24 protein-coding genes and 3 pseudogenes are annotated in these 23,308 nt (G+C 53.8%); 25 read left to right on the top strand and 2 right to left on the bottom strand.

Going from position 1 to position 23,308, the window contains the following annotated elements:
- The 25 genes and pseudogenes from LU633_RS06265 (at nt 1) to LU633_RS06150 (ending at nt 19,955) form a co-directional block, all read left to right on the top strand.
- A complete protein-coding gene (locus tag LU633_RS06265; protein WP_016191761.1) occupies nt 1-573 on the top strand; it encodes a DUF3486 family protein in 573 nt (190 codons plus the stop codon).
- Nucleotides 573-2,135, top strand: a complete 1,563-nt coding sequence (locus LU633_RS06260) for a terminase large subunit domain-containing protein (RefSeq protein ID WP_016191762.1) — start codon at nt 573-575, stop codon at nt 2,133-2,135. The genes LU633_RS06265 and LU633_RS06260 overlap by 1 nt, the downstream gene beginning before the upstream one ends.
- On the top strand, nt 2,126-3,709 hold the full coding sequence (locus LU633_RS06255; protein ID WP_016191763.1) for a DUF935 domain-containing protein: 1,584 nt from the start codon (nt 2,126-2,128) through the stop codon (nt 3,707-3,709). Before LU633_RS06260 ends, LU633_RS06255 begins: the two co-directional genes overlap by 10 nt.
- Nucleotides 3,693-5,014, top strand: a pseudogene (locus LU633_RS06250) (phage head morphogenesis protein). Before LU633_RS06255 ends, LU633_RS06250 begins: the two are co-directional and overlap by 17 nt.
- The gene (locus LU633_RS06245) at nt 5,015-5,482 is read left to right on the top strand and encodes a phage virion morphogenesis protein (protein ID WP_016191766.1); all 468 of its coding nucleotides are present in this window, start codon (nt 5,015-5,017) and stop codon (nt 5,480-5,482) included.
- Between the two features lie 157 nt (nt 5,483-5,639).
- A pseudogene (locus tag LU633_RS06240) lies at nt 5,640-6,752 on the top strand (phage protease); the annotation flags it as partial.
- An 84-nt stretch (nt 6,753-6,836) separates the two neighbouring features.
- Nucleotides 6,837-7,760: pseudogene (locus LU633_RS06235) on the top strand (Mu-like prophage major head subunit gpT family protein).
- A gap of 77 nt (nt 7,761-7,837) precedes the next feature.
- Nucleotides 7,838-8,305 (top strand): HI1506-related protein, encoded by a 468-nt coding sequence (locus LU633_RS06230; RefSeq protein WP_016191770.1) that lies wholly within the window; start codon nt 7,838-7,840, stop codon nt 8,303-8,305.
- A complete protein-coding gene (locus LU633_RS06225) occupies nt 8,302-8,754 on the top strand; it encodes a gp436 family protein (RefSeq protein ID WP_016191771.1) in 453 nt (150 codons plus the stop codon). The genes LU633_RS06230 and LU633_RS06225 overlap by 4 nt, the downstream gene beginning before the upstream one ends.
- Before the next feature lie 68 nt (nt 8,755-8,822).
- On the top strand, nt 8,823-9,323 hold the full coding sequence (locus LU633_RS06220) for a phage protein Gp37 (RefSeq protein WP_233485085.1): 501 nt from the start codon (nt 8,823-8,825) through the stop codon (nt 9,321-9,323).
- A complete protein-coding gene (locus LU633_RS06215; RefSeq protein ID WP_016191773.1) occupies nt 9,316-9,495 on the top strand; it encodes a DUF2635 domain-containing protein in 180 nt (59 codons plus the stop codon). Before LU633_RS06220 ends, LU633_RS06215 begins: the two co-directional genes overlap by 8 nt.
- Complete coding sequence (locus tag LU633_RS25745; RefSeq protein WP_267921504.1) at nt 9,495-10,427, top strand: phage tail sheath subtilisin-like domain-containing protein; 933 nt, start codon at nt 9,495-9,497, stop codon at nt 10,425-10,427. Before LU633_RS06215 ends, LU633_RS25745 begins: the two co-directional genes overlap by 1 nt.
- Nucleotides 10,360-10,962: a phage tail sheath C-terminal domain-containing protein gene (locus tag LU633_RS25740; RefSeq protein WP_267921503.1), complete on the top strand. Its 603-nt coding sequence runs from the start codon at nt 10,360-10,362 to the stop codon at nt 10,960-10,962. Before LU633_RS25745 ends, LU633_RS25740 begins: the two co-directional genes overlap by 68 nt.
- 9 nt (nt 10,963-10,971) lie before the next feature.
- Complete coding sequence (locus tag LU633_RS06200; protein ID WP_016191775.1) at nt 10,972-11,331, top strand: phage tail tube protein; 360 nt, start codon at nt 10,972-10,974, stop codon at nt 11,329-11,331.
- 3 nt (nt 11,332-11,334) lie between these two features.
- The gene (locus LU633_RS06195) at nt 11,335-11,688 is read left to right on the top strand and encodes a phage tail assembly protein (RefSeq protein WP_016191776.1); all 354 of its coding nucleotides are present in this window, start codon (nt 11,335-11,337) and stop codon (nt 11,686-11,688) included.
- A gap of 1 nt (nt 11,689) precedes the next feature.
- Entirely contained in the window at nt 11,690-11,821 is a 132-nt protein-coding gene (locus tag LU633_RS25735; protein WP_016191777.1) for a hypothetical protein, read from the top strand.
- Nucleotides 11,822-13,630, top strand: coding sequence for a hypothetical protein (locus tag LU633_RS06190; RefSeq protein WP_016191778.1), 1,809 nt, complete (start codon nt 11,822-11,824; stop codon nt 13,628-13,630).
- Complete coding sequence (locus LU633_RS06185; protein WP_016191779.1) at nt 13,630-14,946, top strand: DNA circularization protein; 1,317 nt, start codon at nt 13,630-13,632, stop codon at nt 14,944-14,946. Before LU633_RS06190 ends, LU633_RS06185 begins: the two co-directional genes overlap by 1 nt.
- Nucleotides 14,930-16,027 carry a phage baseplate assembly protein gene (locus tag LU633_RS06180; protein ID WP_016191780.1) on the top strand — a complete coding sequence of 366 codons (1,098 nt, stop codon included), beginning with the start codon at nt 14,930-14,932 and terminating at the stop codon, nt 16,025-16,027. Before LU633_RS06185 ends, LU633_RS06180 begins: the two co-directional genes overlap by 17 nt.
- A complete protein-coding gene (locus LU633_RS06175; RefSeq protein WP_016191781.1) occupies nt 16,024-16,572 on the top strand; it encodes a phage baseplate assembly protein V in 549 nt (182 codons plus the stop codon). The genes LU633_RS06180 and LU633_RS06175 overlap by 4 nt, the downstream gene beginning before the upstream one ends.
- Nucleotides 16,569-17,009, top strand: coding sequence for a phage GP46 family protein (locus LU633_RS06170; RefSeq protein WP_016191782.1), 441 nt, complete (start codon nt 16,569-16,571; stop codon nt 17,007-17,009). Before LU633_RS06175 ends, LU633_RS06170 begins: the two co-directional genes overlap by 4 nt.
- Entirely contained in the window at nt 17,010-18,089 is a 1,080-nt protein-coding gene (locus tag LU633_RS06165; RefSeq protein WP_016191783.1) for a baseplate J/gp47 family protein, read from the top strand.
- Complete coding sequence (locus tag LU633_RS06160; protein ID WP_016191784.1) at nt 18,080-18,664, top strand: YmfQ family protein; 585 nt, start codon at nt 18,080-18,082, stop codon at nt 18,662-18,664. The genes LU633_RS06165 and LU633_RS06160 overlap by 10 nt, the downstream gene beginning before the upstream one ends.
- 38 nt (nt 18,665-18,702) lie before the next feature.
- Complete coding sequence (locus LU633_RS06155) at nt 18,703-19,359, top strand: phage tail protein (RefSeq protein ID WP_407647036.1); 657 nt, start codon at nt 18,703-18,705, stop codon at nt 19,357-19,359.
- Nucleotides 19,359-19,955, top strand: a complete 597-nt coding sequence (locus tag LU633_RS06150; RefSeq protein WP_016191786.1) for a tail fiber assembly protein — start codon at nt 19,359-19,361, stop codon at nt 19,953-19,955. The genes LU633_RS06155 and LU633_RS06150 overlap by 1 nt, the downstream gene beginning before the upstream one ends.
- A gap of 123 nt (nt 19,956-20,078) precedes the next feature.
- Here the strand turns inward: LU633_RS06150 and LU633_RS06145 are convergent, their stop codons facing one another.
- Together LU633_RS06145 and LU633_RS06140 are read right to left on the bottom strand one after the other, a co-directional pair.
- Entirely contained in the window at nt 20,079-21,119 is a 1,041-nt protein-coding gene (locus LU633_RS06145; protein WP_046371813.1) for an IS481 family transposase, read from the bottom strand.
- A 499-nt stretch (nt 21,120-21,618) separates the two neighbouring features.
- Nucleotides 21,619-22,548: an integrase domain-containing protein gene (locus tag LU633_RS06140; protein ID WP_040465846.1), complete on the bottom strand. Its 930-nt coding sequence runs from the start codon at nt 22,546-22,548 to the stop codon at nt 21,619-21,621.
- Between the last annotated feature and the right edge of the window lie 760 nt (nt 22,549-23,308).

The raw sequence follows: 23,308 nt of genomic DNA, 5'->3' as shown, positions 1-23,308 counted from the left end.
ATGCAGGATAAGCGCACCCGTGGCCGCCCGTCTAAAATCGATCTCCTGCCGTCCGTTATTCGCGATCAACTGCACGGGTTACTGCGGGATAAACGACATACCCAGGAAGATATCCGGGCGGCGGTAAATGAGCTGATTGACGGTCATGGCCTGGGCGATGACATGAAACTCAGCCGTACCGGATTAAATCGCTATGCCAGCCGGATGGAAGAAATTGGCTCTAAAATCCGCCAGTCGCGTGAAGTGGCGGAAGTGTGGTGTGCAAAACTGGGCGATGCGCCGACCTCCGATGTTGGTAAGCTGTTGCAGGAAGTGGTCAGAACGCTGGCGTTTGAAACCGGTATGGCCATGAGTGAAAACGGGGAACCCGTTGAACCTAAAGCCATCAGCCAGCTTGCCCTTGCCATCCAGCGGGTTGAGCAGGCTGCGATGACCAGCCCTAAGCGTGAGAAAGAGATCCGCGCCGCGTTCGCGGCTGAAGCGGCGGATAAAGCCGAGAAAATCGTTAAACAGGCGGGGCTGACCGCCGATGCCGCTGCTGATATTCGTCGCCAGATTCTGGGGATCGTCTGATGCTGACTGCCGAAATCTCCCCCGCCGCAGAGTTTATTATCGATGCCGTCCAGGGGGGTGGGGCCGACAATAACGATGTTCTGCTGGCCTATCAGAAAAGGTGGATAGCCGACGATTCTCCGTTAAAAATTGCCGAGAAGTCGCGCCGTACCGGGTTGACATGGGCGGAAGCCGCTGACGCCTCGTTAACCGCCGCGAAGTCCCGTGAAGCGGGCGGGACGAACCATTTTTATATCGGCTCTAATAAAGAGATGGCGCGGGAGTTTATTGATGCTGCCGCCATGTGGGCCAGAGCCTACGGACTGGCGGCGGGTGAAGTGGGTGAGGAAGTCTTTGAGGACGAAGACAAAGACATCCTCACCTTTATCATCTACTTCGCCAGTGGCTATAAAGTGCAGGCGCTGTCCAGTAACCCCAGGAACCTGCGCGGTATGCAGGGTAACGTCACCATTGATGAGGCCGGTCACCATGATCGGCTTGCGGAGGTGCTTAAATCCGCGCTGGCGCTGACCATGTGGGGGGCTAAGGTTCGTATTATTTCCACCCACAATGGCAATGAAAACCTGTTCAACGAGTTGATCCAGGACTCCCGCGCCGGGAGAAAACGCTATTCTGTTCATACGATCACGCTGGATGATGCCTGTAATGACGGGCTGTACCGCCGTATCTGCCAGGTATCAAAACAGGTCTGGTCACAGGCGAAAGAGGATGAGTGGAAAGCCAATCTGCTCAAAGATACCGCCACCGAAGAAGATGCTCTTGAGGAATATTATTGTGTACCGAAACAGGGTTCCGGTGCCTATATTCCCCGCGTGCTGATTGACCGTGCCACCCGCGAAGAACATCCGGTTCTGCGCTTTACCATGCCGGATGGCCATATGGAATGGACCGAAGAGGAACGGCACCGGACGGTAGCCACCTGGTACGAGGAGGCGTTAGCCCCACTGCTGATGCTGCTTGACCCCGATACCCGTCACAGCGTCGGAGGCGACTTTGCGCGTATCGCCGATCTGTCCATTTTCAGCATATCCAGCATCGAGCAGGACACCCGCCGCCGTTTGCGCCTGACCGTGGAGTTGCGCAGCGTTCCCTACAACCAGCAGCGGGAGATCATCTTCTTTATTCTGCACGGTACGCCCCGACTGGTCGGGGTAGCGCTGGATGCCGGGGGGAACGGTGGCTATCTGGCTGAAGCCGTTTTGCTTCACTGGGGCGAAGACATGGTAGCGGCTGTCCAGTTAAGTGAGAACTGGTATCGGGAATGGGCACCCAAATACAAAGCCCTGTTTGAGTCCGGCTATATCGAAATTCCAAAGGATGAGGACATCATCACCGACCAGCGTCACCTTCAGGTGATACGCGGTGTGCCTAAAATTGACAAAAATCGCAGTACCAGCGCGGACGGAAACAAGCGACATGGCGACAGTTGTGTGTCTTACATGATGGCCGTCAGGGCCAGCTATATGGATGGTCAGATTATTGAATTTACCCCTTTGCCAGGCAAACACACGATTGCCAGCGAGGATGATAATTTACCTGCTTTTGAGAGGGGATGCTGGTGAAAATGCTCACTAGACTGGTTGACGCCTTTGGGCGTCGTTTCTGGTTTCAAAATGAGTCGCAAACCGGGTCGGGTGATTCACGTCTGGGTCAGCTGCGCCGCCACTACAGTGACCACCCCGTCAGCGGGCTGACGCCTGCCCGTGCCGCTGAGATCCTGGTGGATGCTGAACGGGGGCTGTTACCTGACCAGTGCGATCTGGCCGAAGACATGGAAGAGAAAGACTCTCACCTTCAGTCAGAGCTTGGGAAACGCCGCCGGGCTATACAGTCACTCAAATGGACCATTAAACCACCGCCGAACGCCAGTCGCGAAGAAATCAAAGACGCCGAACTGCTGACGGAGATCCTGCTGGATGCCTCATGGTTACCCGATTGCATCTTTGATGCCACCGATGCCATCCTGAAAGGCTTCTCATGTCAGGAAATTGAATGGGAGAACGTTGAAGGACTGCTGATACCGCGTGAAGTCGAGTGGCGCGATCCGGCGTGGTTCCAGACTCACCCCGATGATCGGAATCTTCTTCGCCTCCGGGATGGCAGCTACCACGGAGCCGATCTGCAACCTTTTGGCTGGATACAACATTATGCCAAATCAAAGTCCGGCTATCTGGCCCGCACCGGGTTGATCCGCACGCTGGTCTGGCCGTTTATCTTTAAAAATTATTCGGTCCGTGACCTGGCTGAGTTTCTGGAAATTTACGGCCTGCCTATCCGGGTGGGGCAATATCCTGCCGGGGCCACCGATAAAGAGAAACAGACTCTGTTGCAGGCGGTAATGTCCATTGGCCACAATGCCGGGGGGATTATTCCCCGCTCAATGATGATTGACTTTAAAAACGCCGCTGACGGCACGGCTGACCCTTTTCTGTCGATGATGTCATGGGCAGAACTCAGTATGTCAAAAGCCATTCTGGGTGGCACGCTAACCAGCCAGGCTGACGGAGCCAGCAGCACCAACGCCCTGGGCAACGTGCATAATGAGGTGCGGTTTGAGGTGCGATCCAGCGATGCGACCCAGGTCGCGGCCACGCTGACCCGTGACCTGGTCTTTCCGCTGTATGTGCTGAACTGTCAGTCGTATAACAATCAGCGCCGCCATCCCCGTTTTGAGTTTGATCTCTCCGAACCGGAAGACGTCAGTGCCTATGCGACAGCTCTGCCAGCCCTGGTGAGTATGGGGATGAAAATCCCGTTGCAGTGGGCGCACGACAAGCTGCAAATCCCGATTGCCGCGAAGGATGAGGATTGTCTCAAGGCCGTAGCACCATCCCCTGATTTCTCTCAGGCATTGCTCAGTGCCCGTGACGTTCGCCCCGGTTACGCACTGCTGTCAGCCATACCCCAGCCGACGGATGCTATGCCGGATGCCGTGAGCGGCGAGCAGTGGCAGGCAGCCATCGACCCGTTGTTAACACCGGTTATTGAGGCGCTGAAAACGGGTGGTTACGCAGCGGCCAGAAACAAAGCAGCAGAGCTGTATCTGGATATGGATGACGCACAAATTGCGGATATGCTGCACCGGGCTATGTTTGTTGCCGAGACGTGGGGGCGACTGAATGCCACAGCCGGTTGACCTGGGCTATGCAGCAACGCTTGAGCCAAAACTTGCCGTCGACTATTTCCGCTCGAAAGGCTATGACATTACGTGGAACTGGCAGGAAGCCAGTGCGGTGACCCATGCACGGGCGTTTACCGTGGCTAAAGCGGTGCGCATGGATGTCCTGACGTCCATCAACAGCGAGGTTGATCGGGCGTTGAGTGAAGGCACCACAGAACGCGACTTTATCAAAACCCTTACTCCACGCCTTCAGGCACAGGGTTGGTGGGGAAAACAGATGATCGCTGACAGCAATGGGGAAATCGAAGAGGCACAGCTGGGCAGCCCGGCACGTCTGTCCACTATTTACCGCACCAATCTGGCCACATCCTACCAGGCGGGACGTTATCAGCAGCAGCTTGCCAGTGCAAAAGCTTCCCGTACTGGCAATATCTCGCCATCCTGGATGGCAATACCCGTAAAAGTCATGCGGCCATGCATGGCCGGGTGTTCCGCTTTGACGATCCCATCTGGGATACTTTTTATCCGCCAAACGACTGGGGATGCCGTTGTCGCGTCCGGACACTGACCGCCGCACAGGTCAAACGTATGGGGCTGACGGTTGAATCCGGTACCGGGGCCATTACCACCCGGACGGTGGAAACCGGCGTTGATAAGCGAACCGGTGAAGTGTACGACGCTGACGTTACCACCTTCAGTCGGGGTCAGCAGCGGATGACCACCGGTGCGGGCTGGGCGCACAACGCCGGACAACTGGCGGTGGGCAGTGATGTGGCTATGACGCGTAAGCTGACAGGGCTGCAAAACCGGGAACTGCGTCAGCAGGTGATCCAGTCTCTGAATAATGCCCCGGCCCGACAGAATGCGTTTTCGCAGTGGGTGGGCAATGTGCTGACCACCCGCAGCCCTGGCAACAGCGTGCAACCAGTGGGCTTTATTGCAGAGGATATTGCCGCAGCGATTGAAGCCCGTACCGGCAAACCGGCGGCACTGCTGCTGACCATCAGTGAAAAAGAACTGGTGAAGGCCGACAGCCTGAAGCGCAAATCGAAAGGACTGGCCCTGACGCTGGCGGAGTCTCAGGCTTTACCACATGTGGTCGCCAGGCCATCGGCGGTACTGTGGGACTCGCAAAGTCAGCGCCTGCTTTATATCAGCAATAACGAGGACAGCACGCTGAAAACCGTGGTCAGTGCGCCGTGGCAAATGGCCCGAGCGGATACGCTGGACGTGGCGGTGATGCCACAACGTGTTCCTCTGTCGGCGCTGAAGAAAGGCATGGACATCGGGCAATACGAACTGTTACAGGGAGCACTGTAAATGCAGATTGACCACAAGTTTGATGACCGCGGTATCGTCAGGGCGTTTAAACGGCTGGAAAAGCTGGGGCGAGATACCACCCCAATTACCCGCGCGATTGCGGCAGTACTGGCCAGCGAGAGCGAAGACGCCTTTGCCACGGAGACTGACCCGACAACCGGTAAAAAGTGGGCACCGTTAACAGAGGGTTACAAAGCCCGGCTGGCGAAGAAGGGTAAAACCGGCGGTATGCTCCAGCGCAGTCAGGGTGGGCTGGCGATGTCACTGTCTGTCGATTATGATGCAGTCAGTGCCGCCATTGGCACCAGTAAAGTGTATGGACCCATTCACCAGTGGGGCGGCTTACCAAATATGCCACCCGCCCCGGCGGCCGTTCCGGCGCGTGAGTACATGGGGCTTTCTCCGCAAGGGGTTAAGGATATCCTCACCATCATCAATGAACAGCACGCCAGGGCGTCAAAGGCGTAACCGGAACAGATTCACAGTAAAAAATTGTTAAACGCGCCACGGCGTTTTTAAACGGGGTTTAAAGGGGGTATAGTGCCCCCGCCTCCGCAACAACTCCCCGTGATGGTGTGACCCATCACAAACCCACCTTCAGTACCGTACCGCCGACAATGACGGTATGAAAACGAAAAAGCCCGCCCACCCACGTTTAGCCATCCTCAATTCGACCTTAGCGGACCCGAATGACGGCTGGTATCAGTTACTACCCGCCGGCCATTTCAGCGCCCGGGATGGTCGCCCGGAGGATGTTGCCAGCGGCACCTGGTTTATGGATGCAGATATCGCCCGGGCGTTTATTGAAGCCACTGCCGCTGTCAATCAGCCGGTACTGTTTGATTACAACCACGTCACCCTGAAACAGGATACCGATGCCAAAGCGGCCCGCGAGGCTGTAGCTGCCGCCTGGTTACGCAATCCGCGGGAAAACATGCAGTGGCGTGAGGGTGACGGGTTGTACGTGCGTCCTGAGCTGACCCCTGCCGCACAGGCGGCCGTTGATGCCCGTGAGTGGGGCTATCTTTCTGCCGTTTTCCCCTATGACGAACAGGGCCACCCACTCTTTCTGCGAATGGGTGCCCTCACCAATGACCCGGGCCTGACCGGTATGTCATCCCTTGTCGCACTTGCGGCGCAATTAACCGATGTTTCTCCCCAAAAGGTAACGGTAATGAATGACTACATTCGCCAGCTGTTAGAACGGCTTGGCATAGAACTACCCGAAAACCCGGACTCTCTCACCGAAGAGGACCTGGGTGAACTGTGGCAGCAGGCACTCAGTGCGCTGGATACTCTGTTATCGGCGGCTGATGTGGCAGTAGATGCACAGAGTGCTATTGAAGATGCCACCAGTCCGGATGATGCCCTCACTGAGGTGATGGACGTGGTTGACGGAGCGGCGGCGGATATTGTTGAAGCTGAACAAATCCTCGAAGACGCGGCACTGAACGGTGTGGATCTGACCCGGTTTGTCCCGGCTAAAGCGTATCAACTGCTGGCGCGTCGTGCGGCAGTGCTGTCTGCCCGTAGTCAGGGGAGTAATGTGGAATCGGTTATCCAGAATGCGCGTCGTTCCGGGCGCGTGACGGCAGCGGAAGTGCCTTATCTGCGTGCGCTGGGTAAACAGCACGGCGTGGCCGAGCTGAACGCCGCTATTCAGGGCCGGAAGCCCGTCGTGGCACTGACCGCCCGTCAGACCCGTGGTCTCAACAGGCCCACCCGCCTGGCCGTTCTCTCTGTGGCTGAAAAAGACGCTGCCCGTCTTCAGGGACTGACTGAGGCGGAATATCTGAAACGTAAAAAAGGAGCCGCCCAAATAATGGCTATCGTTACCCCCGCACTTATCAAGGCGCTGTTTACCGGCTGGAATGGTGATTTTCAGAACGGTCTTGAGCAGGCCGACAGTCAGTATGAGAAAATTGCCACCATTGTGCCAAGCACCAACAAAATCCAACACCTACGGCTGGCTGGGGACAGTTCCCGGAATGCGTGAATGGATTGGCGATCGCGTCATTAAAGATATGCAGGCACACGGCTACCAGCTGGTTAACCGTCCGTTCGAAAGTACCGTAGGCGTTAATCGTGATGATATCGACGATGACAACGTGGGCATTTACTCTCCGCTGTTTACCGAAATGGGCCGCGCCGCTGGTGTCCAGCCTGACGAACTGACGTTCGGCGCACTGTCGCAGGGCTTTGACACCCTGTGTTATGACCGCCAGAACTTCTTTGATACCGATCATCCTGTTTATCCCGCCGTGGATGGCACCGGCACGGCGGCCAGCGTCAGTAATATTCTGGCGGCAGAAGGCTATAAAGGTCAGCCCTGGTTTGTCCTGGACTGTTCCCGCGCCATTAAACCGGTCATCTTTCAGAACCGCAAGTCGCCGGAACTGGTGGCGATGGACAAGGTTGATGATGAAGATAACTTTATGCGCAAGCTTATCCGCTATGGGGTCGATGCCCGTTGCGAAGCGGGTTATTCCTTCTGGCAACTGGCTTATGCTGCTAAAGCTCCCCTCAATGCGACAACGTATGGCAGGTCATTCAGTCAATTGCGCTCAGTGCGTGCTGATGGTGGCCGCCCGCTGGCCATTCGTCCGACACATCTGGTTGTTCCGCCGTCAATGGAAAACAGGCAACACAATTGCTTGAGCGTGAACTCACTATCGACAGCGACGGTGGCACGGTCAGCAATGAAATGAAAGGCCGTCTGGAACTGATCGTGGGCGACTACCTGTAAGCCCGGGACGTTTTTTTATCTCCCTTTAAACAGGGTGTGAATCCTGTTTAAACCTCAGCCAAAGGAAAGTGAATGTCATGCCAAATCAGAATGCAAATATGGAATATGTCGATATGGTCGGCATTAGCGTGGTCAATACGGCACATGACGGGTATCGCCGGGCGGGTTTTGTTTTCGCCCGGGGTGACAATATTTTACCGCCGGTCACTGCGCAGCAATGGCAGACCCTGGCCGATGACCCGCGTCTGTCTGTCACGATTATTTCGGCAGCTACGGATGATTTGCCGTCGCGGGGGCTGGGTAATACCCCGTTATCTGACGCGGTAGACGACAACGCTCTGAAACCCGGTGATCCACAGTCAGTCAAACCCACCCGTGCCGAGCTGCTGCTGGGGGCGGTAATGTGCTCAGAGCTGGAGTCAGATCCGCTGATTTTCTGGACCAAAAGCGGCAGTCCCCGTCTGGAACACTGGCGATCAATTGTGGGTGACGATCTGACGGCAGAAGAAATCACTCAGGCACTGGACGGAGGTTCACAACCATGAGTTACGCCACCCTGACCGACCTGTACAGCCGTTACAGCACGGATGCTCTGCATACTCTGGTGGATGCCAAAATTGCTGACTGGCACCAGCTGGATGCTGCGGAACTTACTACCGCACGGAAACAGTTACTACAGATCGCTCTGGATGATGCATCGGCCACCATTGATGGCTATATCGACAGCCGGGCAACCCTGCCGTTAAGAACCGTTCCACAGGTGCTGATCAGGGTGGCGTGTGTGCTGGCCCGCGTTGCCCTCGAAGACGGTGCGGCCACGGAAAAAGCAACCAAAGACAATGAAGATGTGTTGCGACTGCTGGAAAAAGTCGCCACCGGTGATATCAGCCTTGGCCTCAGTAAGGAGGCAGAACGGCCTGACGGTGGTGATGTCGCCATGATGAGCAGTGCGGGCAGTGTCTTCAGTCGCAGCAAATCCAGGGGGTTTATCTGATATGACGATCCCATCTTCTGTTACGACTGAAATCTCTGACGCGCTGCTTGCAGGGATCAGACATCTGTTTGCCAGTACCCCTGCGCAGAGTAGATACGCACCCGGGCCAGTGGAGTGACAGCGCGGTGAAAACCATTATCAACACCGCCCCAGCCGTTTATGTCGCCTGGCTGGGTGGGCGTCCTGGCACGGTACGGCAGACGATGGTCAGTACCTGGGGAATATTTATCAGTGCTCAGGTACTGAATGGCCGTACCAGTGATTCGCCCGGTATTTATCAAATCGTTGAGCGCCTGACCGCCTGGCTACACGGGAGACGCCTTGCCCCGGCAGGTCGCTTTATGCTGACTCAGGCGGGCAATCTGTGGAGTGATATCCAGAGTGCGGGCGGCGTGGCGGTCTACGGCCTGTATTTTGAAGCACCACAGCAATTGCCGGATGCGCCTGACCTCAATGACGATGATATCGGTGACTACACCACCCACTACCAGAAATGGGCTGTACCTGTCGGTACACCGGAGCAGGAGGCGCTGATTTCTCTCCCTGTCCAGGATAAACCACATGACTGAGTTATATATCAAACCGGTCCCCGGGCTGACAGTTCGGGACCCTGATACTTACGAACCACTGGCTGTCAATGGCGAAAAGAAACCGTGTACCGGCTTCTGGTTGCGCAGGCTGAAGGATGGCGACGTGGTTGCAGTTACGGCTGGCACATCAAAGAAAGGAGCCGATAAATAATGGCGATTTCATTCCAGGATATCCCGGACAATATTCGTGTCCCCCTCTGTTATATTGAGTTTGATAACAGTGCGGCAGTAAAAGGTACTCCTCAGACGCTGCACAAAACGCTGCTGCTGGGTCTGCGCCTCAATACCGGCAGCGTCCCGGCAGGTCAGCCGTTTCGTATCACCTCAGCCAGTGCTGCCGAATCGGCATTTGGTCGGGGGTCAATGTTATCCACGATGGCCGGTGCTTTTATTAAGGCCAATACCTACAGCGATCTGTGGGCTGTTGCCGTTGATGACGATGAGAACGGCATCAGGGCAACCGGAACCGTTACGCTGTCAGGCCCCTGCAAAACATCAGGTCAGATTGCATTGATGATAGCCGGAACCTCTGTGCGGGTGACTGCACTGGCCGGGGACACTGCCACCGCTATGGCCCGGAAAATTGCCGCCGCCGTCAATGCTCTCAAAACACTGCCGGTAACGGCCACTTCAGCAGAGGACAAAGTGACGCTGACCGCCAGGTGGAGCGGCGTAACCGGCAATGATATTGATATCCGGGTGAACTATTACGACGGCGATATGCTGCCAGCCGGGGTCGGATGTACCTGTAGCGTCATGACCGGCGGTGTGGGTAATCCTGACCTGTCTGATGCCATCGCCGCTTTTGGCGATACATGGTGGAATTACCTGGTGAACCCGTTCACCGATACAGCCAACCTTGACCTGCTCAAACTGGAGCTGGTGAACCGCTGGGGGCCACTGCGCCAGATTGATGGTCAGTGCTTTATGGGATTCAGGGGCACCCATGCCGCCACCAGTACCTTTGGTATCCGGCGCAATGATTACCTGTTTTCGACCCACCGGCACCGGTCTGGTGCCACAGCCCCCGTATATCTGGGCCGCAACCGTAGCCGGTGCAGCCGTCGCTTCCCTGAGCACTGACCCGGCACGACCTTTGCAAACCCTGCAACTGCCCGGATTGTTGCCACCCACCATAGGTGAACGCTGGGCGTTGAATGAACGTAATGTGCTGCTCTATGACGGCATTTCAACCTACAGCGTGGCGGCGGGCAATGTGGTGCAGATTGAACGGCTTATCACCATGTACCGTGAAAACAGCTTTGGCGATACTGACCCGAGTTATCTTGATGTGGAAACCATCGCCACCCTGTCATATCTGCGCTATTCCACCCGCACCCGCATCACACAAAAGTTCCCCCGCCATAAGCTGGCCAGCGACGGTATCCGGGTCAGCCCCGGACAAGCCATCGTGACCCCGGCAGTGGTTAAAACGGAGCTGCTTGCCCTGTTTACCGAACATGAGTGGGCAGGGCTGGTTGAAGGATTTGATGACTACAAAGCCACGCTGATCGTTGAGCGTGACGAAAATGACCGTAACCGACTTAACGTGCGTGACAACCCTGACCTGGTGAATCAGTTCAGAATATACGCGCACGCTATTCAGTTTATTTTGTAAGGACAACAGATGACCAGTCCATATCAGTATACCGGGGTGGCCTACGTCCGCCTGAACGGTAAGGAATACCCGACCAAAGAGGGGGCCACCCTGACACCGGGTGGCATCAGTCGCCAGCCTGTGGTGGGTGCCCGCGTCTACGGCTGGCAGGGAAAGCCGAGGGAGGCCAAACTCAGTTGCACCATTCCACAGGGGCCGGGGATCTCTCTTTTTTATATCAATAATCTCACCGATGTAACTGTCGAGTTTGAAAGCGATACCGGCGAACGGTTTCTGATGGCCAATGCCTGGAGTACAGGCGAATCCACATTAACGGATTCGGGTGATATCGCAGCGGCTTTTGATGCCATTGAATGCAGGGAAATTTAAGTCATGCAAATCCAGCTGATACACGGTCTGTGCTATGGCCAGGGCGATGATATGGTCAGGCAGTTTGACGTCGAGTTAAGGGAGCTGAATGCCGGTGACCTGATTGAAGCAGAACAGGCCAGCGAAAAAATGGTAATGACCCCGAAGGGTCCGGCGCTGCTCTCCAGCCCGGCCATGATGGGTTATGAAATGGTTCGTCGCAGCATTGCACGTATTGGTGTCATTCAGGGGCCACTGTCGATGGCGCTGCTGAAAACCCTGCATCAGGACGATCTTGAACTGTTGCTGAAGGCAACTAACCTGCAAAGCGATGCTGCCATCACCACGGTAAATCGGGTGACTGACGAGGGGCGATAGTTTGCGGTGCGTCAGGGACATCGAACGCACTGCACTCCATATCGGTATTATTTTGAAAGGTGGCCCGGTCTGGGCGCTGGGGCTGCCTCTGTCAAAACTTATTCTTTATCAGCACTGGACGAAGAAGAAATAAATGGCCACTGAGAATCGCGCGAAATTCATTATTGATCTGGTGGGTAACGTTTCTCAGCGTGCCCGTAACTTTGGCAGCAGCATCCGCCAGTTAGGCAGGGACGGCAGTCTGTCAATGCGGTTGCTTTCCCGTTCAGTCAGCGGCGCTAACGGCATTCTGGACAAGTTTGATAACAGGCTGGTCGGATTTGCCACAGGCGGTGGTCTGGTGATGGCGGGTAAACGGGTTGGTGAGCAGAGCCAGTTGCTTACCGAACTTGGCACGCGCTATAACCTGACGGCTGACCAGGTTAATGCATTTAATCAGGCGGTGTGGCAGAACGCGGGTAACCGCAAGACAAACTATACCGACCTGATTAATGCCACCGGGAAATTTCTGGAGCGGACGAACGATCTTGATGGCGCTGTCACGCAGATGGATAACATCGCTCTGGCCATGAAAGGCATCGGATTAAGTGCTGAGGATGCCGGTGATCTGGTCAGCGCATTCTGGCTGAGTGGCACCAGGGATGCCAGGGCAATGACGCGGGCGTTAGATGGGTTATCATCCGTCTCGCTGACCGGCACCGGCAATTTATCTGAACAGGTTAAATCGGTGCCCGGCATGATCAAAAGCACCTCATGGAAAACGCCTGAGGATATCGCGCAGATTGTGGGTATGCAGAGGCTGGCCAATGAACAGTTTACCGATCCATCTCAGGCTGCCAGCGCGGTAAACGATTTTTTTGAATCAGTTAAAAATAAAGACAATCAAAAAATACTGAGGCGTAATCACGTCGAGGTTTATAAGGACAGAAAAAGAGGGATTTATAAGTCAGCACCGGAACTGGCTCTGGAAATAGGTAAAGCAGCAAAACAGAAAGAACATAATTTCAGGGATATATTTAACGGCAATGCCCTGCAAATGATGATGGGATTTACCAGTAAAGATAAGCAGCAACAACTTAAAAGCTTAATCAATCCGGCTAATGTTAAAGATGGCTTTACCGACGAGAAAGCCACCAGGAATATCCAGACGTTAAATAGCGCATTAACATCACTGGCCAATGCCGGTGATAAATTCGCCCAGCTTAAACTGGCAAAGCCAGTGCAAGACCTGGCTGACGCCATTAATGACCTGTCCGCTGAAGAACTCGATAAATACACCGGTATTCTGGAAAAGGCCACCTGGGCCATCGGTGCAGCCGTTGCTGCCCGCTATACCTGGCGAGCCGGTAAATGGGGTAAAGACCTCCTTATGGGACCCGGTAAAAAGGGGGCAGGCAGGGGTGAACTGGGGGGCGACGGTTCGGTCGTTCCTGTCTATGTCACCAACTGGCAGGATGGCGGCAACGGTAATGGCGCGGGACCTGGAAGTGATACCCCCTTTAATAAAGTCGGGCCGCGTGCTTCCGCCATGAATAGCACCATCCAAATCATGGGGCTTTTGCCTACAGAGGATGAGTTAAAACAGCGGCTCGAACAGTTGCGGAAGGAGCAATATCCTGATGGACGCCAGCCGAAATATGCCTGGCTTCCTGCCCCTATTGATAACTGGTTACAGGACAGGGATAAACGGCTGAGTGAGCGTGGCCCGGCAATTTCCCCTTATTTGCGTGGGGGGACGATGGGCGAACAGTGGGAGCAGGCACAAGCCACCGCACCCACTGAGGCCCGTGATTTCCGTAAGGCAATACAGCCGCCGGATGGCAAAATTACCATAGAAGTTTCTTCAGCTAACCCTGACCTGAAGGTAAAAGCCACCGAGGTCAAATCACGTAATATCGGGCTGCGGGTTAACACCGGTTACACATGGGGCGGGGGCATATAATGGATATTAACGCACTGTTTAACGATACCTCATGGCGTGGCCGTCTGGCTGATGGTAAAGGCTCTTTTCGGGGTGTGCCGTTCCGGATGATTGAAGACACGACGCTGACCGGAGGACGCCGGATTGTGCGCCATGAATACCCCCTGCGTGATGAGGGGCTGACCGAAGATATGGGCCGCGCCCTGCGTCAGTATGCTTTTACCGCTGTTGTTGTGGGGGATGACTACTTTGACCAGCGTGATGCGCTGATTAACGCGCTTGAGGCCAGGGATGTGGGGGAACTTGTTCACCCGAACTGGGGCACTTTAAACGTCCGGATTGAAACCTATACGGTACGTGAATCCTGTGGGGCACAGGGCAACGCCATTTTTTCCATTACCTTCTCGCCAGCAGAGGATGACACGGCACCGACTGAGGCTGAAGATACCCTGCTCAACAGTGACAGTCTTGCCGTCAGCCTGCTAAACGATGTTCAGTCGGGCTGGGCCACGGTTACCCAAACAATGGCTGATGCTACGGCGGCGATAAATGAAGTGGAAAAAACGCTTAATACCATTACCAACGGGATCCGCGGACTGACCTCCAGTTCTGGCGGTGCCTCATTACTGGCGGCAGCACTGGCATTAAAAGGCTCTGTCAAAAATCTTATCAATACCCCCGGGCAGCTTTTTTCGGAAATGTTCGCTCTTATCAGCGGTGTGGTACAAACCGGCACCTCTGCGGTATCGGTTCGGGCGTTGCAGAAAACACGGGGCGGCATACAGACTCAGTTCACGTCGAATGATCCGACGGTTGCCCGCATCCAGACGGTGATGAATACCACCGTTACCACATTTACAGCGGCTGAACTGGCTAAAGTAACCCTGACGGCCGCGAAAGAAAGCATCATGTCATCTTCCCGTTCAGTGGTATTAACCGGCAGCAATGACAGTCTGTCATTAACTTCACCTGCAAAGACGCAGGCCTGTACCTCAGCTATAGAAACGCTGGAAGACTGCAACGCCGCGATGACTGAACTGGGGGACATCCTGCTGGACGCACTGACAGATACCGGCGATATGGGCTGGTTTCAGACATCCATTCAGGTGCGAATTTTCCGACTGACCTTTATTCAGTACATGAAATCTGTCGCGCAAAACCTGCCTGCTGCCAGAACGATACAGCTCACCGGAACAGAACCCGCGTTAGTCGCGCTGTACCGTCACACCGGTGACGTCCACCATCTTGACCGCTTTATCCGCCGTAACGGTATCCGTCACCCGGCCTTTGTCACCGGTAGCACAGACGTGGAGATCATCAATGACACATCGTATTGAACTGTATCTGGGTAACCGGATTTACAGCGGCTGGAAAGAACTGAGCGTTACTCGCAGCCTTGAGGAAATCGCCGGACAGTTCACGCTGGGCGTCACGGTTACAGGCGGTGATTCACCACTGGTATCAGAAGCCGGTATGGCCTGTAAGCTGGAGATCAATGGTCAGCGTGTGATTACCGGCTATGTGGATACGATGGATACCGATGTCGACAGCAAAAACCGCACCATTACGTTGACCGGACGCGATAAGACCGGTGATCTGGTGGATTGTACGGCAATTCATGTCCGGGGCCAGTGGCGTGACGTCACGCTGGCCACGATTGCCAGAGACGTCTGTCAGCCCTTTGGTGTTGAGGTCATCTGGCAGATTGAACTGCCTGCTGCTGCCGCAAAATTCCGGGTCTGGCAGATTGAACCCGGGGAGACCGTCTTTGATATGCTGTCACGGGCAGCACGCCATCGCGGTGTGCTGATCACCAGCAACGCACAGGGCGACCTTGTCTTTACGACAGCCAGTAAAAACCGTGCGGGCACACTGATTTTAGGGCCTGACGGCAGTGATAAAGATGCGTCAGGCACCCGAATGTTATCGGTTAAAACCCACCAGTCATGGGCCGAGCGCTTCAGCCTGTTTCGCGTCAAAGGTGGTTGCAGTGGCGGCGGGCTATGGGGAGAGACCCAAACGGCCAGCCAGGCAACGTCAGTGTATGTTGATGTGGCAGACCCTGATATCACCCGCTATCGCCCGACCATTATTATTGCTGATGACAACTTCACCAAAGCTAAAGGTAATGCGCGGGGAAGCTGGGAGCAGAAGCGCTCAATGGCCCATGCCACCACCGCCATTGCAACGGTACAGGACTGGTTTAATCCGCAGGGTAAGCTCTGGTCACCCAACCAGCTTGTAACCGTCAGGGCCAGGGCGGCGGGATTTCCTGAACGGGATTTACTAATCACAACCGTCACCTTTAATTTGACGCAGGAGGGAGGCACGGTCACCGAACTGGAACTGATGCCCCGTGAAGGTTTCGAGGAACCGGCGCAGCCAGACGCGAAATTTTATGATGGTGTATGGCGATGATCAGACAGATAAATAAAATCACCGCCGGTTTACAACGTCGTCTGCGCCTGTTGATTTCCCGTGGTGTGGTCAATATGGCCAATGACAGTCTCAGGACGCAGAACCTACAGGTCACCATGCTGGCCGATGAGACAGCAGATGATGTCGAGCGCTTCCAGAACTACGGCCACAGCAGCGTGCCCCCGGTGGGCAGTGAAGCCATCGTTTTATCGGTGGGCGGTATCCGGCAGCATCTGGTGGCCATCGCCGTTGATGACAAAAACTCACGACTGGGCAACCTTGAACCTGGTGACAGCGCCGTCTATCACCTTGAGGGACACCGTATCGTGCTTACCAAAGATGGAGTTATTAAGATTGCCTGCAAGCGCCTTGAGGTCGTGGCGGAGGATGAAATCCTGTTTGACTCACCCCAAACCCGCTTTACCGGTGATGTTGATATCGTTGGCATCAGTCAGGCCAGTGACCATCTGTCTGGCGGGATTAGCGGCGCGAACCACATCCACCCTGAACATGATGGCTACAGCTCCGGAGGGCCGAAGGCATGACAGATATCGCACTAATCTGGCAAACCAACGGCGCTGATATAGCCGTGGGCAATGCGGATATTCTGCTGGATGATTCACTGAGTACCGCCGTCATTATTTCATTATTTACTGACCGGCGGGCGCTGGATTCTGATGAATTACCCGCCGGGCCGGATACAGATAAACGCGGTTGGTGGGGAGACGCCTTTCAGTCCCGTCAGATGGGAAGCCGACTGTGGTTGCTTTCCCGTGAAAAACAGATGGCATCCGTGCTGATACGGGCCAGAACCTACGCCTGCGAGGCGCTGGCCTGGCTGGTTGATGACGGTCATATCAGGCATGTTGATGTGACGGCATCGGCTCCCCGCACGGGATTTCTGTTGCTTACGGTAATGCTGACGCTCCCGGACGGCAGCACCGTCCCGCTGGCGTTTAACACCACTTTAAACGGTATTTAAATGGCTTATACCCCTCCTGCATTATCACTACTGCTGGCCCGTGGCCAGGCAGACATTGAAAGCCGGTTACCCGGTACGTACGCCCGCCCCCGCTTCAGCGTTGCAGGAGCTGTTGCATTTGCCAATGCCGGTAACGCCGCAGCGCTGCATGACCATTTAGCCTGGACATCGCGCCAGATAGTTCCGCATCTGGCGGATGAAGATAAGCTGCTGGAACACTGTGAATTCTGGGGGGTATGGCGTAAACCTGCCGCCAGTGCCAGTGGGGAACTGTTGGTAACGGTGAACGGTGACACCGTAATCCCTGAGGGCACCCGCTGGCAGCGGCCTGATGGCACGATGTTTGAGTCAGTTGCTGAAATCAGAGCCAGAGCCGGGCGTGTCGCTGTTTACGTTGTGGCCATTGAGACGGGTAAAAACAGCAATACCGCCGAAAATGTAACGGTGGAACTCATCTCACCCGTTGATTTTGTCCAGAGCAGTGCCGTTGTCAGCCAGACCACAATCAGTGGCGGTGCTGAACTGGAAAGTATTGATTCACTGTGCGTACGATTACTGTTTCGCGTGCAGTATCCGCCATCTGGTGGTAATCAGTTCGATTATGTCCGATGGGCGCTGGAATGCGCTGGTGTTACCCGTGCCTGGTGTATTCCACGCTATCGGGGCTATGGCACGGTGGGAGTGATGTTTGTACTGGATGAGGAAGTTGATATATTCCCGACGCCAAACGATCTTGCCCGCGTCAAAGAGTATCTGACCGCACATATCAACCCGGTAACAAATCAGGTTGAAGGTAAGACCGTTGGGGCTGAACTGATTGTTGAAAGCCCGAACCCCTTACCCCTTAACCCCGTTATCCGGCTGGTGCCTGATACTCAGGACGTCAGAACGGCAGTCAGTGACAACCTTAAAGCCTGGCTTGCCACCCTTCCTCGTGGTGGCACAATGCTGTTGTCCCAGCTGCGGGCCACCATATCCAGTGCCCCCGGGGAGACGGATAACACCGTTATTTCTCCTGTTTCTGACCAGTATGCGGCCGAAAATGAGCTGTTTGTCCTGGGTGATATCGTATGGCGATGACCGCGCAGGACTATCAACAGTCAGGTCTGAAACTGCTGCCGAATGGTAAAGCCTGGACAAAAAAACCGGACAGCCAGCTGGCACGACTGATGCTGGCCACTGGCGAAGAATTTGCCCGGGTTGACAGCATCAACGACGCATTGCTGAATGAGATGCATCCTGACCGGGCATTTCTGTTGCTGGACAGCTGGGAAGATTTTGCCGGGCTACCCGATTGCAGCATCGACAGGGACGCGCCGATTGAGAACCGCCGTAGCGCTCTGAAGACCAGGCTGACGATGGCCGGGAGCCTGTGTATCCCGTTTTACGAGCAGCTGGCTGCTTCCCGTGGTTACAGCATAAGGCTGGTTGAGCGTTATCCGCACCATTGCCTGCGGAGCTGCATTTACCCCATTCATCCGGAAACTAACTGGTTTCGCGTCTTTGTATATGTGGCATCGACGGTCACACATTACTCAACGGTGCTGGATAACTGCACGCAGCGTTTACGGGTTGCCGATGCGGCTGACCTTGAGTGCCTGCTTGAACGCTATACCCCTGCTGAAACTGAATTTATCTTTATTTATGAGGACTGATTATGTACGGACTGGATAACAACAGCGGTGTCAGCGTGATGCCTGCTATTGCGCCCACATCCAGCGCAACACCGTTATGGTTTACTGAAGGAGGGGCAAATCAGTCGCCCAGCTATCCCGGACAGGACTGGTTTAACCAGGTTCAGGCAGAGCTTCTGAATGTACTGACAGAAGCCGGTATCGCCCCCGACAAAGCGGATAACACTCAACTTTCCAGAGCGATCTCACAAATTATTGCCGCCAGCGCTAACGTTATCCCTGTCGGTATACCCCTGCCGTGGCCGACAGCGACAGCGACAGCCCCCGCAGGCTGGCTTAAATGCAACGGTGCGGCGTTTGATAAAGCCAAATATCCCGCACTGGCGGTGGCGTACCCCTCAGGCAGTTTGCCCGATCTGCGAGGTGAGTTTATCCGTGGCACGGACGATGGTCGGGGCATGGATGCTGGCAGGTCTGTTCTTTCCGCACAGAATGATGCAATGGGTGTGAGCTATGCCTCTAACGGGTTGACGGTAAAAAACATTCTTGTACTGACTAATCGTACAGGTTCGGGAGCCGATGCCATTGATGGCCTGGCAGCCGGGGACGCATTCACTGACGGTGGGCAAACTTCCTCCGCTCGTCTGTCTGTTCGATCAGCAAATGAAACCCGCCCGCGAAACATTGCGTTTAACTACATTGTGAGGGCCGCATAATGGCAACGGCAAAACTGAACAGCGAACTGATTTCCATTGAGGCGGGAGATATTACCGTATTTAACTACGCTGGCGGGACCCGTGAATATCTTTCAACGTCTGTTGAGTATCTTGCCCCGGGGGTGGGTGTTCCTGCTAACTCATGTACTGACGCACCGGGCAAAAGTAAAGATGGCTTTACCATCTGTCGGACTGTGGATTTTACTGCATGGGAATACGTAGCAGATCATCGTGGGGAAACCGTTTACAACATTAAAACAGGCGAAGAGGTCGCTGTTACTGTGCCGGGCGATTACCCGGAAGGCACCACCACGCTGGCACCAGCCACACCATACGACAGGTGGAACGGTAGCGAATGGATAACAGATTATGAAACACAGCATATTGCGGACGTGAAAGCAGCAGAGCAGCAGAAAGCGGTGTTACTGGCTGAAGCGCAGGCCACAATTAGCTTGTGGCAGACGGAACTCCAGTTAGGCATTATCAGCGACGAAGACAAGGCAAGTCTGGTTGTGTGGCTGAGGTACATTAAAGCAGTGCAGGCAGTGGATACATCGAAAGCGCCGGATATCATCTGGCCAGTCCGGCCAGTTTAAATTTCAATCAAAACAAATCGCGTATAATGAGAAAAAAAACACTGTTACCGATTTATCAATTTAAGTGTACTAGCTCAGACCTGATCTGACAGTTACCGGTTATTTATACAGGTGTCTGTCAGATTACATCTGGTTCAGATTTTTTTCTGCCCAGACTCGTTTACCATCAAGTAACGTGGCCATTGGCGTACGCCCGCAGCACATTTTTCCCTGATGAGTTCGCTCATTATTGTAATGCCACAACCAGTTGTCCAGATCCGTTTGCAGGCTCTCCAGGTCTTCGTATAACTTCTTACGGAACGTAACCTGATAAAAATCCTGCAAAATAGTTTTATGGAAGCGCTCGCAGATGCCGTTCGTCTGCGGAGACATCGCCTTCGTTTTTGTATGGTCGATATCGTTGATGGCCAGATACAGCTGGTAATCATGCTGCTCCACCTTACCACAGTACTCCGTTCCCCTGTCGGTCAGGATCCTCAGCATCGGCAGTCCCTGAGCCTCGTAGAACGGCAGTACGCGATCATTGAGCAGGTCTGCGGCGGTGATCGGCGTTTTACTCGTATACAGCTTGCAGTGTGCCACTTTCGAGTACGTATCCACGAACGTCTGCTGGTAGATACGACCCACACCTTTCAGATTGCCCACGTAGAAGGTGTCCTGCGACCCGAGATAACCCGGGTGAGCAGTTTCGATTTCTCCGCTGGCCTCGTCATCGTGGGCCTTCTTCTCCAGCGCTGCGATTTGAGCGTCGGTAAGCACGATGCCTTCTCTGGCGACCTTTTCCTCAAGTGCCTTCAGGCGTTTACGGAAGTTCTCCAGGTCGTGCCGTTGCCAGATGGAGCGCACGCCGCTACCGGAGATAAACACGCCTTTTTTACGCAGCTCATTACTGGTCCGGTGTTGCCCGTGGGCCGGGAACTCAACGGCATATTCAACAACAGCGCGTTCAGTGGCTTCGTCGGCGCGGTTCTTCAGGTTGGGGACGCGGCGGTTCTGGTTAATCAGCGCATCGATGCCGCCTTCAGCAGCCAGTTCCTGATAACGGTAAAACGTGTCGCGTGACACGCCCATGATCTTGCAGGCTTTTGATACGTTACCGAGTTCTTCGGCGAGATTGAGCAGGCCGGCTTTGTGTTTGATGATGGGATTGTTAGTATGAATCATGAGAGTTACCTCGCGTTTTGTTTAAGGATTAGACACCCATATCAAAACCGGTAACTCTCAACCTTTCAAGGTCCAGTGTCAGATCAAGTCGCGACTAATACAATTTATCGTTGCAAACGTATCTGTTTCATTGACTGGCGAAATGCATCTGAATGAAATATTAATTTCATCAGTCACTGTTTCTGCCATGTTGATCTGCTCTATATTCAGAACTGAAAGTACATATAATTGTATAACGCAATTTTTATTCATGTTAAACCTCTGCATATGTAAATCGATTATCGACCTGAAATACATTCCTTCGATATACGTTCATCTTCCGTCACAATGACCAAAGCCTGTTGATGTCAACCTCCTCGAATTATTCCCGACTGGAATTTTTTAAGCTAAAAATTAAACGTACCTTTAGCGTAGTTAAAACGCAAACCGTATGACGCCTCATCTCAACCTTTAATTTTTTAGCGCATTCCGGATTTATCACCTTATTTTAAATGAAAAGTCATTCATCACCCTCAACACTATTAACGCCTTTAAAATAAACCTGCTTCACATACCGCCCTCGCCCATCGCCATGACCTAAATCCATCGAAACCTGCGCGTAAATTTCACTTTCAGTAAATCCTTTTTCTTCATAAAACTTTTTTGCATCCTGAGAAAACTGATAACGCATGCTGTGTGGTGCTTTTTCCCCCGTCAGTCCGACACGACGGAGATGATAGCGGTATTTATCTATCGCTTTTCTGATATTGGGTTTATCGATAAGTTTACCGTTACTTTCCCGTATAACTTTTTCAGCATAACTGATGGCATACTTTAAGGCGTCCCTGTCAAGAATCACCGTATCTCTTGGACGGCCGCCTTTTGAGCCAAAAACAACCCTGACAGAATGCTGACCACTCTCCAGCGCTTTTTTCCAGGTTGGAATCGATTTGCAGGATTCAACCGCTTCTTTTGTTCGTAATCCCAGCGTATGGGCAAGTAGCATTGTTGCGGCAACCCCTTTATCTTTTTTTTCCACCTCAATAAATGCCTGCCGGAATTCCTCTGCCGTCAGGGGGGATTTGGTTCCATTACGACTGCTGCTTTCGAGCCCCAGGGTTTTATTACTGAGTAGCGGATTATCAGGATCGGCTAATGATTTTTTTCCGAGACTGCCAAATACTCCCCTGAGCGCGGCCCTTTCATTACAAACGGTTCTTTCGGAAATGCCTTTTTCTTTTCTGCTGAGAAGATAACCAGAAAAGTGACGCGTCTTGATACTGTCTGCATGCCGTAATTTAATTCCGTTATCCCTGAGGTAATTAAGAAAATATTTCGCAATACGCATCCTGTCCGCTGTTGTCGCATACCCTCCGGACACGCTCCGGGCATGGGTGATGAAGTTCTTCCTGAAAATTTCGATTTTTGATCTTGCCGATTTTCTGCTCATTTTCTTTCTGTTCCCTGCGTATAAAGCACCTGAATGAAAAAATGCATCTGCTTACGCCGATCGGCCTTACAGACCGTGCGGAGTAAGCAGACGAAATGCCAGATTGTTAGTTTTTCGTCGTCACAGACGTCTCTGCGTGTCGGTTTGTTTGCCATCCTGGCTCGTTTGATATTGTGTAGCAGAGCTAATCTGTGTTGAGTTTTTGCAGGAGATCGATTGCTACCCATTTCAGGGTGGCATCGGGTATTACTCCCCGTCAGTCCCAGTCTGACGCCTCAATATCGAAACAAATTTTCCTTTTATCATAGGGTTAACGCTTTCCGAGGCAGGAAGTCGTTAATTAACGTTGATGGTATTCCCGGCGCGGACGTCCGTGAAAACGGACGCGGCGGGAATGAGAGACACGTACTCTGCCTGTCAGCTTTACCGTACGACACGCGGTAAACCTGTTATCAGATACGTCTTAAAGCCGCGTTATTAGCGGGCTGGACGTATGCCGCTTTGCGGCGTCACTTGGTGTTCACTTCGTTCGCACGCAAGTGACGCCGCGTTCTTCTGCTTACAATGCCGTCGTGGAAGATGCCCAAATGTTCCAAATGGTCATAACCACGTCGCAAAGTTTGCATCGAATGCAGTCGTCAGTATTCGGGACGAAACGAAGTGAAACAGACCTGAACGGTCCGTAAAGAAGCGCTGCGAAAACAGGCTGATAGTGAAGTTAAATCCTTTATCGCAGTTAACGCGATCCCCATTTTCAAAG

The organism is Erwinia tracheiphila, from assembly GCF_021365465.1.
Lineage (GTDB): Bacteria > Pseudomonadota > Gammaproteobacteria > Enterobacterales > Enterobacteriaceae > Erwinia > Erwinia tracheiphila.
This window is presented reverse-complemented; position numbering and strand designations above follow the sequence as displayed.

Bases quoted from the DNA above. Each gene is read 5' to 3' on its own strand.
- LU633_RS06260 (WP_016191762.1), top strand. From the start codon at position 573: ATGCTGACTGCCGAAATCTCCCCCGCCGCAGAGTTTATTATCGATGCC.
- LU633_RS06145 (WP_046371813.1), bottom strand. From the start codon at position 21,119: ATGATTCATACTAACAATCCCATCATCAAACACAAAGCCGGCCTGCTC.
- LU633_RS06200 (WP_016191775.1), top strand. From the start codon at position 10,972: ATGACCAGTCCATATCAGTATACCGGGGTGGCCTACGTCCGCCTGAAC.
- LU633_RS06265 (WP_016191761.1), top strand. From the start codon at position 1: ATGCAGGATAAGCGCACCCGTGGCCGCCCGTCTAAAATCGATCTCCTG.
- LU633_RS06180 (WP_016191780.1), top strand. From the start codon at position 14,930: ATGACACATCGTATTGAACTGTATCTGGGTAACCGGATTTACAGCGGC.
- LU633_RS06190 (WP_016191778.1), top strand. From the start codon at position 11,822: ATGGCCACTGAGAATCGCGCGAAATTCATTATTGATCTGGTGGGTAAC.
- LU633_RS25745 (WP_267921504.1), top strand. From the start codon at position 9,495: ATGGCGATTTCATTCCAGGATATCCCGGACAATATTCGTGTCCCCCTC.
- LU633_RS06140 (WP_040465846.1), bottom strand. From the start codon at position 22,548: ATGAGCAGAAAATCGGCAAGATCAAAAATCGAAATTTTCAGGAAGAAC.
- LU633_RS06170 (WP_016191782.1), top strand. From the start codon at position 16,569: ATGACAGATATCGCACTAATCTGGCAAACCAACGGCGCTGATATAGCC.
- LU633_RS06160 (WP_016191784.1), top strand. From the start codon at position 18,080: ATGGCGATGACCGCGCAGGACTATCAACAGTCAGGTCTGAAACTGCTG.
- LU633_RS06150 (WP_016191786.1), top strand. From the start codon at position 19,359: ATGGCAACGGCAAAACTGAACAGCGAACTGATTTCCATTGAGGCGGGA.
- LU633_RS06175 (WP_016191781.1), top strand. From the start codon at position 16,024: ATGATCAGACAGATAAATAAAATCACCGCCGGTTTACAACGTCGTCTG.
- LU633_RS06165 (WP_016191783.1), top strand. From the start codon at position 17,010: ATGGCTTATACCCCTCCTGCATTATCACTACTGCTGGCCCGTGGCCAG.
- LU633_RS06245 (WP_016191766.1), top strand. From the start codon at position 5,015: ATGCAGATTGACCACAAGTTTGATGACCGCGGTATCGTCAGGGCGTTT.
- LU633_RS06185 (WP_016191779.1), top strand. From the start codon at position 13,630: ATGGATATTAACGCACTGTTTAACGATACCTCATGGCGTGGCCGTCTG.
- LU633_RS06255 (WP_016191763.1), top strand. From the start codon at position 2,126: ATGCTGGTGAAAATGCTCACTAGACTGGTTGACGCCTTTGGGCGTCGT.
- LU633_RS06155 (WP_407647036.1), top strand. From the start codon at position 18,703: ATGCCTGCTATTGCGCCCACATCCAGCGCAACACCGTTATGGTTTACT.
- LU633_RS06215 (WP_016191773.1), top strand. From the start codon at position 9,316: ATGACTGAGTTATATATCAAACCGGTCCCCGGGCTGACAGTTCGGGAC.
- LU633_RS06230 (WP_016191770.1), top strand. From the start codon at position 7,838: ATGCCAAATCAGAATGCAAATATGGAATATGTCGATATGGTCGGCATT.
- LU633_RS06225 (WP_016191771.1), top strand. From the start codon at position 8,302: ATGAGTTACGCCACCCTGACCGACCTGTACAGCCGTTACAGCACGGAT.
- LU633_RS06195 (WP_016191776.1), top strand. From the start codon at position 11,335: ATGCAAATCCAGCTGATACACGGTCTGTGCTATGGCCAGGGCGATGAT.